This window comes from Pantoea rwandensis (genome assembly GCF_002095475.1).
Taxonomy (GTDB): Bacteria; Pseudomonadota; Gammaproteobacteria; order Enterobacterales; family Enterobacteriaceae; genus Pantoea; species Pantoea rwandensis.
In genome coordinates this window covers 24,764-36,702 of the sequence record NZ_MLFR01000044.1, presented here as the reverse complement: position 1 = coordinate 36,702, position 11,939 = coordinate 24,764, and the positions used below count along the sequence as shown (strand labels likewise).

8 protein-coding genes and 3 pseudogenes are annotated in these 11,939 nt (G+C 45.8%); 7 read left to right on the top strand and 4 right to left on the bottom strand.

The genetic code is table 11. The features are described from left to right. The first annotated feature begins 265 nt into the window (after positions 1-265). Together HA51_RS25360 and HA51_RS25355 are read left to right on the top strand one after the other, a co-directional pair. Positions 266-1,506, top strand: a pseudogene (locus HA51_RS25360) (IS110 family RNA-guided transposase). Positions 1,507-1,713: 207 nt separating this feature from the next. Further along, positions 1,714-3,519 carry a hypothetical protein gene (locus HA51_RS25355; RefSeq protein ID WP_084938215.1) on the top strand — a complete coding sequence of 602 codons (1,806 nt, stop codon included), beginning with the start codon at positions 1,714-1,716 and terminating at the stop codon, positions 3,517-3,519. Positions 3,520-3,815: 296 nt separating this feature from the next. Here the strand turns inward: HA51_RS25355 and HA51_RS25350 are convergent, their stop codons facing one another. Continuing rightward, positions 3,816-4,088 carry a YrhB domain-containing protein gene (locus HA51_RS25350; protein ID WP_084938214.1) on the bottom strand — a complete coding sequence of 91 codons (273 nt, stop codon included), beginning with the start codon at positions 4,086-4,088 and terminating at the stop codon, positions 3,816-3,818. A gap of 469 nt (positions 4,089-4,557) precedes the next feature. On the opposite strand from HA51_RS25350, the pseudogene umuC reads away from it, so the two are divergent. The 3 genes and pseudogenes from umuC to HA51_RS25335 form a co-directional block, all read left to right on the top strand. Continuing rightward, a pseudogene (umuC, locus tag HA51_RS25345) lies at positions 4,558-5,724 on the top strand (translesion error-prone DNA polymerase V subunit UmuC); the annotation flags it as partial. A gap of 255 nt (positions 5,725-5,979) precedes the next feature. Next, positions 5,980-6,240: a hypothetical protein gene (locus HA51_RS25340; RefSeq protein ID WP_084938212.1), complete on the top strand. Its 261-nt coding sequence runs from the start codon at positions 5,980-5,982 to the stop codon at positions 6,238-6,240. A gap of 307 nt (positions 6,241-6,547) precedes the next feature. Further along, on the top strand, positions 6,548-6,859 hold the full coding sequence (locus tag HA51_RS25335; protein ID WP_084938211.1) for a hypothetical protein: 312 nt from the start codon (positions 6,548-6,550) through the stop codon (positions 6,857-6,859). 33 nt (positions 6,860-6,892) lie between these two features. On the opposite strand, the gene HA51_RS25330 is transcribed toward HA51_RS25335, so the two are convergent. The 3 genes from HA51_RS25330 to HA51_RS25320 form a co-directional block, all read right to left on the bottom strand. Beyond that, complete coding sequence (locus HA51_RS25330) at positions 6,893-7,951, bottom strand: YeiH family putative sulfate export transporter (RefSeq protein ID WP_084938210.1); 1,059 nt, start codon at positions 7,949-7,951, stop codon at positions 6,893-6,895. 152 nt (positions 7,952-8,103) lie between these two features. Further along, positions 8,104-8,616 carry a GNAT family N-acetyltransferase gene (locus HA51_RS25325; RefSeq protein ID WP_084938209.1) on the bottom strand — a complete coding sequence of 171 codons (513 nt, stop codon included), beginning with the start codon at positions 8,614-8,616 and terminating at the stop codon, positions 8,104-8,106. Between the two features lie 187 nt (positions 8,617-8,803). After that, a complete protein-coding gene (locus HA51_RS25320; protein WP_425435801.1) occupies positions 8,804-9,097 on the bottom strand; it encodes a hypothetical protein in 294 nt (97 codons plus the stop codon). Between the two features lie 511 nt (positions 9,098-9,608). Between HA51_RS25320 and otsB the strand changes: the two are divergent. Together otsB and otsA are read left to right on the top strand one after the other, a co-directional pair. Beyond that, positions 9,609-10,398 (top strand): annotated as a pseudogene (gene otsB, locus HA51_RS25315) (trehalose-phosphatase). Then, positions 10,395-11,831, top strand: coding sequence for an alpha,alpha-trehalose-phosphate synthase (gene otsA, locus HA51_RS25310; protein WP_084938208.1), 1,437 nt, complete (start codon positions 10,395-10,397; stop codon positions 11,829-11,831). Before otsB ends, otsA begins: the two are co-directional and overlap by 4 nt. Positions 11,832-11,939 lie beyond the last annotated feature (108 nt).

Here is an 11,939-nt window from a genome sequence, read left to right as displayed (position 1 = left end):
AGACAAATACGTGGCGCTGAAGGTCTGCTGAGAGCGATTTATAGTCATTCGCACTCTGAGAATTACACTTTGAAGTGATTCAGGGTATGTGCTTACTGGTTACGAATATTGAGCGAGAATCATGCGATGATCGCCGCTTTTCTTTCGAACCAGTAGGTGCTCAACGTTCGCTAACGAATACTCAGGGCATGCAGATAAACTGCTGGCTATATTTCTTTCGAAGAGCGTGGAATGCATACCAACCCCCGATAAAAAGGAGTTGGTGATGACTGTGACTAATCAGTTTGCTGCGCACGTTGGTCTGGACTGGGCAGATAAAAAACACGATGTCTGTGTTCAGTTTAAAAACGGCGAACGCGAATTCCATGTGATTGAACATACAGCAGAAGCGCTTGATGCTTGGCTTACAGAGTTGCACCAGAAGGTTAAAGGCAGAATCGCAATAGCTCTCGAGCTGAAGAAGGGCTCCGTGGTAAATGCTCTTCAAAAATATCCCTTTATCACCATTTTCCCCGTCCACGCATTGCCACTGGCTCGTTACCGACAAGCCTTTTCGCCCAGCAGCGCTAAAGATGACCCGCAGGATGCAGAGCTGGCATTAGAATTAATGCTGCGTTATCCCCAAAAGATAAAAGTTATTGAACCCGACAATGCGGACATCCAGTTACTCCAAAGCAACTGGTTGAGCAGCGTCGTCAACTGGTTGAAGATAAACGCCGTTTTGTGAACCGTATAATCAACACGCTTAAACTGTATTATCCTCAGTCCCTGGAGTGGTTCTCACATCGGGGGAGCTTACTGTTGTGTGAACTGATTATACGATGGCCCAGTCTGCAACAACTTAAACGAGCCAGGCGCGACACGATCCGTAACTTTCTGAATGCCAAAGGTGGTCGCGCAATGGCCCTTACCGAGCAGCGTGTTATGAGTATTGATGACGCTATCCTGTTGACGACAGACCCGAGTGTTAAAGAGGCTAATGCTTTGATGGCAACAGCACTGGCTACACAAATTAAAGTCGTGAGTGAAATCATCAAAACCTATGACGAACGAATCGAAACGCTTTTTGATACTTTGTCAGATGCGGGGCTGTTCAAATCACTTCCGGGCATGGGGCCTTGTATGGGCCCACGAATGCTTGCTGCACATGGTGATAACCGCGACCGGTTTAACAGCGCTGAAGAAATTCAAAACTACGCAGGTATTGCACCGGTGACAGAAAGAAGTGGCCAGAAATCCTGGGTTCACTGGAGATGGCAGTGTGCCAAGTTCGTCCGGCAGACCTTTGTTGAATGGGCTGCCAAAACGGCTAACTCTTCATACTGGGCCAAGCTGTATTATCAGGGACTGCGAGAAAAAGGAAAATCTCATCAGTCTTCAATCCGGGCTCTTGCCTTCAAATGGATAAGGATCATTTACCGCTGCTGGAAGACCAAAACCCAGTACGATGAAGCGAAGTATTTGCTGGCTCTTGAAGCGCGACACTCGCCCTTACTGAAGCCATAAAAGCTTGTCGAATGTCTCAGGGCGTGAAGCGGACATTGCTAACAGCCTTCGGTGTGAATCATCAGGGAGCAGGTAACGAGACCAAAATCTTAGCTTTGAATAAACCGATCTTTTATCAAAGGTGAGCGACCATTTTGAGCTAGTGTATTCAGACCTAATGCATGATAATTCATAGTAAATGACGTCACTATATAACTGAGAGAAAAAATGAACACTTATAAGCAGCAAGTTAAAGAATTAAGTCGAGAAGAAATATGGAGGCAGGCCATAGATAAACTAACAATAAACAGAGAGCAACAAAAGATAATAAAAACAGAAATAGTTCGAAAGTTATGGGACTATTCCTTTAAGGAAGTATTACCCCATAAATATTCCAATCCAAATATGAGTGTGCTTCAAGCGTGGGAAGATTTTGCAGAAGAGATTTATGGAAGCAGAAAGCCCAGCAGTCTAAAAATTGCTTTTTTCTGTGGTCCAGAACCTGAAAATGATTTAAATATACTTACGAAGCTTGGCGTAAGGGTGGAGAACGTTTGGGCAATTGAAGTGGATGGGGATGCTTATAAGTCAGCATTAGATTCCGCTAAGGTAAAATATCCTACACTGAAAATATTTAATGGGGATATTGTTGACTTGATGCAAATAACCTCATTTAAGTTTGATATAATTTATTTGGATTTTACAGCAACATTACTGACAAAAAAACCCGCTTCAATTCATACGATAAATAATATTTTCGAAAATAATTCATTGGCGGACTTGGGGGTTCTTATTGTTAACAGTGCATTGCCCAATGCAACTGAAGATAATATTAACTTCCTTTCGAGTTATTTCGCTTCACATGCTTTTCTTGAAAAATCAATTTATTCTGGTTCAGATGAAGATTCATACCATATCGAAGGGAGATTGGCACATTCATATTTTACAAAGCGTGAGATAGCGGAAATTGCAGATCCAGAAGATAAAATTTTTGAACATTTGATTCGAGATAATTTTGATCAGGCATACGGCGCATTTTCCTCACATTATCCTTATTTATTTGCTAGCTACCTTGCGCCAATTTTCAAGGTGGTCAGTAACGAACGCTTAAGAAATCTTTTTTTGAATGAAAATGAGGAGAATATAAATCAAGCCATAGAAAAAATCTCTACTCCTAATGAAGTTGTTGAAAAATGCATGAATAGTCATGAAGAATGTATGAGCGGTGATGAGCTTATAGAGTGCTTGAGTGAAAAAAATAATGAAAATAATTGTGAGATTGATTTTGATAAGGTATTTAAATATTCTGGGGTAGCAATTAGAAAGGAAGAAGAAGAAGAAGAAGAAGAAGAGGAAGAGGAAGAGGAAGATTTTGAAGGCATGGAATTATTCGAAGATGCTGAAAATTATCCATTCTGGAGTTTCGTTGATAATCTAAATGATTGTGAGGGTAATGCATGTAAATTTTGGTACAGTGAATTTATCAAAAACAGACACAATAAAACCTCATATCTTAAATGCGCTCAGTTATATGACCTGCTTAAAAATGGAAGTTATATTTATAAGAAAGTCTTATCACCCACCTTGTCCAGTTGTATTAGTGAGATTGAAAAAACAATTCCAGATAGACGTAGACGTTTATTTTGTGATGCTCCAATGCCACACCTATGGGTTGAGCTTGCATTAAATCATCTTGGTAATGCCTATCATATTAATACAGATCAACACTGGAGGGCGAGATATAAGGCTAAAAATCGAGAAATGTATCTTGATATGTTTTCGTTTGATAACTGTCGCCCTCTCTATGACTGGCTCCCTATGTTGGAATTATATGGTAATGATTTAAAGGCAATGGAGCGGCAAGTTATCATCAGAGCTTGCATGGACTTAATTACAAAACAAAGTCATTACTTATCGACTGTAAGTTACTATGGTGCAAATTTAGTCGATGCACATACAAAAGAGTGGCCTAATTTCTCTGAATTTGAATCGAGAATTAACCTTAACGATCTTCTTAGAAAGAGCGGTGAGTAAAATTCTTTTTTTAAATTAATAGTAGGTCAAGTTGGCTTTTGATTTTCACAGTTAAACTGAGCCTTCAAAATATGGGTGAATTGAACGTTAGCATACAGTTCATTCATTATTGAAATGGAGAGGGCGAAAATGTGCCCTCTTCAAGGTTTATTAGCGAACTATTTTTATAAAATTGAAGCAAAGATACTTTCGTGAAAAACACTTTTTATCATAGCTGGCTGTATTCTTCGACGCCCGCTCTTGGCACTCAACAGTCGTAGTAAAGCCCAAGGACTGCTGTGAGCGAGGAGCGGAGGTTATTCGTTTTTTTGTTGTTCGTAATCCAGCAAGTATTTATCTAACGGATAAGAAGTTCCAAAAGAGTGAATCTCTCCATCATCTTTATCAATTATGAACGGAGCATTTCCCGCCAACTGAGCAGAAAACTCACCCGTTTCCAGATACTCTTTCGATTGATAATAATAGAACCAGCCTTCTGAGAATCGGCCATGAAGTGTAATGACGACTGGAGTGTCAAAACCTTTAAGGTAATCCAAAGCCTTGTCCATCGCATTTTGATAAGTAATCATTATTCCATTCTCAAACGATAGCGTCATATGAACTAGCTGATTTGATCAGTTCCCGACAAACTAACATAGCACGATGTAAGCAACTTCCGCTTTTGGCACGAACTAGTCCGACATGGGTATTCGAACTACTTTGAGTTAGGAACCTTAATCAAGCCAAGAAACTTCTCCAGCAATTTTGAAGGTCTCCACCCCGGTAGATGACTAGGCCTTAGAGATGGCCAAGTTATCTGGGAACGGTAGACAAGTGAAATACAAAGGGATAGTCAAATCAGATGCAAATGGGCAACCGAAACTGCGCATTTATCGTAGGAAGTTAGCCTGTTTGAAGTGGCTTCTCACCGTATTCACCTCCAAAGTCCGTTAACTCGACTATACCATCAAGCCCCAAAATACAGGAAAAAGTTAGTAATTAAATTTTATTAAAAATCATGAAGTTATTAACAACTAACTGTTAGTTTCATTCAGATACAACGATGGCTGTGTTATTGCCCGTTCCGCTGAAGCCAAGAAGCTGGATATTGGTATGGGAGGGCCCTATTTCAAAATCAAGGAGATATTGCGCCTTCATCATGTGCATGTGTTTAGCTCGAACTACGCGCTCTACGCCGACATGAGCCAGCGTGTGATGACGATCCTGGAAGAGATGGCACCAGCGGTAGAGATCTATTCGATTGATGAAGCGTTTATGGATCTTACAGGTATAAGCCATTGCCGTGTGCTGGAAGAGTTTGGGCAAGAAATCCAGGAACGGGTGAAAACAGAAACACATTTGATGACCGGAGTAGGGATCGCGCCCACCAAAACACTGGCAAAGCTGGCTAACCACGCAGCCAAAAAATGGAGCAAGACAGGCGGTGTGCTGGATCTTTCCAACGTCGAGCGGCAGAAGAAATTGATGGCGCTGGTAAAGGTGGAAGATGTCTGGGGCGTTGGACGACGCATCAGCAAAAAGTTGAATGCTATGGGCATCATCACTGCCAAAGATCTGTCAGAGCAGAGCACCTATATCATCCGCAAGTACTTCAATGTGGTGCTGGAGCGCACCGTGCGCGAGTTGCGCGGTGAGCCTTGTCTGGAGCTTGAAGATAATGTGCCGACTAAGCAGCAAATTGTCTGTTCACGCTCTTTTGCTGGACGCATCACTGACTATGCCGACATGCGAGAAACCGTATGCAATTATGCCTTTCGCGCCGCCGAAAAGCTGCGTGGCGAGCGGCAGTATTGCCGACAAATCGGCGTGTTTATTCGCACCAGTCCGCATGCTGAAGGAGAACCTTTTTACGGTAACCAGGCGATGATCCAAGTGATGACCCCGACCAACGACACGCGCGATATTATCCGTGTGGCCACGGTAGCCCTGGATCGTATCTGGCGCGAAGGATGTCGATATATGAAAGCGGGCGTGATGTTAGGCGACTTCTTTAGCCAGGGGGTCGCGCAACTTAATCTGTTCGATGAGATCCAGCCGCAGGCGAACAGTGAATCACTGATGAAGGTGATGGATGGCATTAATCAAAGCGGGAAAGGAAAATTATGGTTTGCCGGACAAGGGATTCAGAAGCCATGGGCGATGAAACGCGAGATGTTGTCACCGGCGTACACCACTCGCTACGCCGATCTGCCGATTGCGAGGTAATGTTTGTACTTCAGTTGGACCTTAAGTTTTGAATGGAATCATTCTGGATAGTGAAATCTGAAACTTACCGCTTCGCTTTTAATTATCGACATCGTCACCGTGCTTTATCGAATTGTTCTCTATGCAGTATTTTATAAAAATGTGAAGTAAATCAACGTGAATAGAAATCCTCCCTAAGCATATTTATCACGCAGTGCTGTAAAAAACGCCGTTATTTTGCTTTAATAGGCGAACTTAGCAAGATAAGAGGAACGCATGATAAAAGCTTATATAACAAAATATGCATTAACCCGAGGAATCTACATCGCGGAAGGTGAGCTTAAAAACGACGGTGAATTATTTGTCCAGCAGCGCGATCGTGAGTATAACTTTGAACAATTTTTTAAGAAGAAAGAGTTTCAGTTGACAGAAGAAGAGGCGCTGGCGCGTGCTGATAAGATGCGAGCCACGCAGCTTAAAAAATTGGCTAAGGAATATCAAAAGCTTAGTGAGTTAGAGTTTGTGATTAAAAGCTAGCCATGCAGAGTATGGACTTTTTTACTCCCGCGATAATCGTCTCATATGATGAGTCTCATTGAGGCTTAAATAAGTAAAGAAATCGAAAGGATATTCAAGCCTCATCGCGAAACCGAATCTGTGAAATCGTTTTCATCGTCAACAGGCGATGATTTTTAATCTCTCATTTGAGTAAATAACCTCGCTGCGATAGAACAAAATTGATAACGATATGATAAAAGCGAAACGGTATAAGGTTTTTCCGATTATGTCCTTCTTATAACTTGGGGTATTGTAAGAAATGGACCAATAATAAGCAGAGGTGCGATTGCACAACAATGAGGTCGATATCCATTATTACGCCACTGAGATTCGGAAATTAGCCGCTGTTCACCAGGCAGGTAAACCACTGGGTGAGGTTAAAGCGAAGGTGGATGTTCTTATCCAATCGATGAAAGAAACACTGGGGAGTGATAAAACCTGGCAAGCGGAAAAATGGGAAGAGTTACTAAGCGAATTAAATGTTTATCTGACCAATAAGGTTGACCCAAGGTGGATGACGGTGATTTCGCATGCCAAATTCCGCATTAAAAGCCGCAGACAAACTGCCGTATACGCCCGCAAACACTTCCGTTCCTAAAAATGTTTGCCGCCCAATCGGGCGGCAAAAAAATTAACCGAGCAGATGATGTATCGTGAGGTTAATCGCGCCACCCCCCACAATCAGCCAGATAAATAGCATCAGTCCCAGCAGCAGAGGACGGAGACCCGCTTTTTTAAGTTGGCTGATGTGTGTCGTGAGACCCAGTGCCGCCATCGCCATGGCCAGCAAGACGTTATCCAGTTGGTTAATCACGCCAATTGCTGCGCTGGGAACAAGGTGTGCTGAGTTGAACAGTGCGACCAGAATAAACGCCAGCGCAAACCACGGAAACGTAATACGCTGTTTCTGGCCCCCCGTTGCCGGAGAACTGCGGCGCATCATCACGCCGACCACCACCAGGAAGGGGGCCAGCATCATCACCCGCAGCATTTTAGCAATCACCGCGGCATTTTCAGTTTCCCCACTGATGGCATGCCCAGCAGCAACAACCTGCGCGACTTCATGCATGGTTGAACCCGTGTAAATACCAAACTCGCTCAGGCTAACACCGGGTAACAGAGGGGAAACGCTATGCCAGATAAGAGGATAAAGGAAAATGGCTACCGTACCGAAAATCACCACCGTGGCGACGGCAACCGCGACTTTGGAGGATTCCGCTTTGATGACAGGCTCAGTGGCGAGTACGGCGGCAGCACCACAAATGCTACTGCCTGCACCAATCAACCATGCGGTTTCACGATCCAGCTTCAAGATTTTACGTCCCAGCCAGCAGGCGAGGGCGAAAGTGCTGGTCACCATCAGGATATCAATGACCACGCCACTCACGCCGACATCCAGCACTTGCTGAAAGGTCAGACGGAAACCGTAAAGAATGATACCGAGACGCAGCAGTTTCTGTTTTGCGAAGTGTACGCCAGCGCCGCAGTAACCCTGCAGGCTGGGATAGAGCGTGTTTCCCAGAATAATCCCGCCGATAATCGCTAGCGTCAGCGCGCCAAGCCCCAGTTGTGCCACTGAGGGCAGGTTACCCAGCCAAGCCGTTGCCAGAGCAATAACCGCCGTCATCAGCAAGCCTGGCGCAAAATGCGCGATGTGGTGTGAATGTTTTTGAAGAGAGATATCAGCCATAACGCCTCCTGTGTTGCAGCTATGATGCGGAGGGATGGCGTGAAATAAAAACGGATTATATCGTTATATCAAATCTGAATAAGTGGTAAGGGCGCGGACGAATGCTGGTAAAGCGGGCGCGGCGAGAGGAAAGGTCGCTGCGCCAATATCCGTTAAATCACCATACCCAGAATTTGCAGCGTGCTGCGCTGAGAGGCCGTCACAAACGGAATGTCTTTAATATGCTGCATCCCAAAGGCTTCCCAAAACTTACGTGCGCGCACATTTTCTGCCATCACTTCCAGCCACATGTAGCCTTCTCGTTTATCGCGGGCCTCATTAATGATGCTCTCAAACATGATTTTGCCGTAATTTTTACCGGTCTGGTCAGGGTTAAGGTAAAGCTTATTGAGCATGGCCCCGGTCATACCGGAATCAGGAACTGGGGTATTCCATGTGACTTTAGCAAAACCCACAGGGTGATCGGTCTCTGCAATTAACCAGCTCTCATTCTCTGCTGCGAGGCTACTCTGCAAGACCGCTAACCCATACTCTTTGTCGATAAAGGCATCCATCTCGTCGGGGGACACCCACATATGTTTAAAATGGGCGCTGTAGGTCATGCGTCCCAGTTGATGAAGTAATTCCGCATCCTCGACTTGAGCCTTGCGTATGGTGAAATTCATTTCCGATGTCCTGTTATCCATCCTTGTTGATGATCGTGCAGCCTAACGTTCCCTTGCTGACTTTTCAGTAGGTTACTTTAACAGGGAGATGATGTTCTGACACATGCTAAGTGTGGAATCAGAATAGGGACGGGATACATTTGCGGTAGCAGTTGAACAGCGCCGCCGCTCTGATGACGTCAGGTATTCACGATCCCAAACGCAGGGTTTCGGCACGCTTCGCGGTGTCATAGACGTACTGCAGCATAGGTTCTAAATCAGCATCCGGGCCGGAGCTGATAATTTTGCCGCGCAACCACTCGATTTCACTGGTGATGTCGGGATGGAAAATGGTGTTGTTTTGCGCGTTGCGCAACCATTTGAGCAAAAAGTTATTCTTGCCGCGTATCCCGCCTGATTTACGGTTTTTAGCATTAATTTTCAACGCGATAAGAATGCAGTAATAGAAGTGAACACGTTGACTGTAGCTTTGGGGGATCATGGGCAGTCACCTGCCATAACATCGCTAAAGTGTGAACTTGATCGGTTTCTCATCTTCCTGAATGCCTGCCTGAAGGCGTCAAACGACGCAGATATGGGCCTTTTCTGGTCTTATTCCCGCCTTAAAAGCAGCGGTAACCGCACCATAAGCTAATCGGTGGCGGGGATGCAAGTGAGGAAAATCTGGGAATAGCCGCAGCATCCGCGTGGCTTGGTAGGAATAAAGCCGCGCCCAAGCGAAGCGTCGGAAAACGAAATGATTGTCTGTTTTTCATTGCAAAGGCTCAAAAAGAGCACTCTTACCGGTGCACAATCTGCGCCCATCTGGCAAAACGTCAATTGTTGTCTACACTTAATGTAGCCGATGTTCGCAGTATGGTTGCTGTGTTGACGAAAAAGTCGTTTGTTTTTGGAGCGTTATCCCACGAAATGCTGTCCTGACGGCAAAACCTCCTCGCACCAATCTATCTCCGAACATCCTATGCAGTTTCAACCCGGATACAGGAGGAGATGTGACCCCTGCGGTTAATGAGAACAGCACCTTGCCGTCGTTAAGCGGCGGTCTTTATGCCTTCTTTTTTGATGTTGATGGCACGCTGGCAACTATCCAGTCACAACCTGAATGGGTTTCCATCCCCGCACCGGTGCGCCAGCATCTGCAACAACTCTCCCATCTAAGCCATGGTGCTCTGGCACTGGTTTCAGGCCGCCCGATTGCGCAACTTGATGCGCTAGTGAATCCGATGGAAGCACCTGCAGCAGGTGTACACGGTGCGGAACGGCGGGACGCGGCGGGTCAAATTCATAAGCAGATGCTGCCGACTGACGTTGCGCAAACCCTACAAACCGAGTTGCAGCAAACTCTGGACCAATGGCCCGGCACCCTGCTAGAAGTCAAAGGGATGGCGTTTGCGCTGCATTATCGCAACGCACCTGCATATGAAAAATCGATCATGCAACTGGCTGAAGATGCCGTCATGCGCTTCCCCGTTTTGGCGTTACAGCCTGGCAAGTGTGTGGTGGAGTTGAAACCGCAAGGCATCGATAAAGGTGCCGCTGTACGTGAATTTATGCAAGAAGCACCCTTTATCGGCCGCATTCCGGTATTTGTGGGTGACGATCTCACCGATGAAAAAGGATTTCTCGCTGTTAACGCCATGCAAGGCATCTCAGTGAAGGTCGGAGAAGGTTCAAGCCATGCGCGCTACCGTCTCAGCGACGTCGAAGCGGTCTGGCACTGGCTTGAGCAATTATTATTACAATTAGAACATGACAATCGTCGGTAAGGAGTCAAGGTTATGAGTCGTTTAGTCGTCGTATCTAACCGTATTGCTATTCCGGATGGAAGTAAGGCCAGCGCCGGAGGTCTCGCGGTGGGTATTCTTGATGCACTACAAAATACCGGTGGGCTATGGTTTGGCTGGAATGGGGAGATCAGTGAGTACTCTGGCGAAGAGCAAGAAGAACTCACACAGATTGAACATGACGGCATCACTTATGCGTCACTGCCTCTCAACCAGAACGATTATGATCAATATTACTGCCAGTTTTCCAATACGGTAATCTGGCCTGCCTTCCACTATCGTCTTGATTTGGTCCAATACCAGCGTGAAGCTTGGGAAGGTTATCGCCGTGTGAATACCTTGCTGGCTCAACGTTTGAAACCGTTGCTACAGCCAGACGATATTTTATGGATCCATGATTACCATCTGCTGCCGTTTGCCGCCGAGTTGCGCAAACTGGGCATTAATAACCGTATCGGATTCTTTCTGCATATCCCGTTCCCGACGCCAGAGATATTTAATGCCCTGCCGCCCCATCAGGAGCTGCTGGAAATGCTTTGCGACTACGACTTACTGGGTTTCCAGACAGAATCCGATCGTGTGGCCTTTCTCGATAGTCTGAGCCAGTTGACGCAGTTACAGAATAAAGGCGAGAAGAAACATCGTGCCTTTGGTAATACCTTTATGACGGAGGTATATCCCATTGGTATTGAGCCAGACAGCATTAAAGAAATGGCAGAAGGGCACTTACCGCCGAAAATGGCGGCGATGAAACGTGAGTTGGGCGATTTACAGAATATTATCGCCAGTGAGCGGCTAGATTACTCTAAAGGCCTGCCCGAACGTTTTCTGGCCTATGAAGCACTACTGGAGAATTTCCCGCAGCATCGCGGCAAAATCCGTTATTCGCAAATTGCGCCTACCTCAAGGGGAGATGTTCAGGCTTATCAAGACATCCGTCATCAGCTAGAGACAGAAGCAGGGCGAATCAACGGTAAATATGGCACCTTGGGCTGGACGCCACTCTATTACCTGAACCAACACTTTGATCGCCGTCTGTTGATGAAAATATTCCGTCTGACAGATGTTGGGTTGGTTACGCCATTGCGTGACGGCATGAATCTGGTCGCGAAGGAGTACGTCGCAGCCCAAGACCCAGACGATCCTGGCGTATTAGTGCTCTCACGCTTTGCGGGGGCGGCAAATGAACTGACATCTGCCTTGATCGTCAATCCTTACGATCGTGATGAGGTCGCTGCAGCGCTTGATCGTGCTCTCAATATGCCGCGAACCGAACGTATTTCGCGCTATAACGACATGATGGCGGTGCTGCGTAAGCAGGACATTTCACACTGGCGTGAATGTTTTCTACAGGATTTAAATGGGCTGTCTGTCCGCAGCGATGACCACAGCACTGCACATAAGGTCGCTACTTTCCCGAAACTGGCTTGATAATCAGTGCGCAAGGATGCGCACCCGCATTACTCCCTCTATTTCACGATGAAATCGTTCTCATTTGGTTAAGTGGTAACTGACTGACACCTCAGTCAAAAAAGCACA

Coding starts and splice junctions, on each gene's coding strand:
- HA51_RS25355 (WP_084938215.1), top strand. CDS start 1,714: ATGAACACTTATAAGCAGCAAGTTAAAGAATTAAGTCGAGAAGAAATA.
- HA51_RS25350 (WP_084938214.1), bottom strand. CDS start 4,088: ATGATTACTTATCAAAATGCGATGGACAAGGCTTTGGATTACCTTAAA.
- HA51_RS25340 (WP_084938212.1), top strand. CDS start 5,980: ATGATAAAAGCTTATATAACAAAATATGCATTAACCCGAGGAATCTAC.
- HA51_RS25330 (WP_084938210.1), bottom strand. CDS start 7,951: ATGGCTGATATCTCTCTTCAAAAACATTCACACCACATCGCGCATTTT.
- HA51_RS25325 (WP_084938209.1), bottom strand. CDS start 8,616: ATGAATTTCACCATACGCAAGGCTCAAGTCGAGGATGCGGAATTACTT.
- HA51_RS25320 (WP_425435801.1), bottom strand. CDS start 9,097: ATGATCCCCCAAAGCTACAGTCAACGTGTTCACTTCTATTACTGCATT.
- otsA (WP_084938208.1), top strand. CDS start 10,395: ATGAGTCGTTTAGTCGTCGTATCTAACCGTATTGCTATTCCGGATGGA.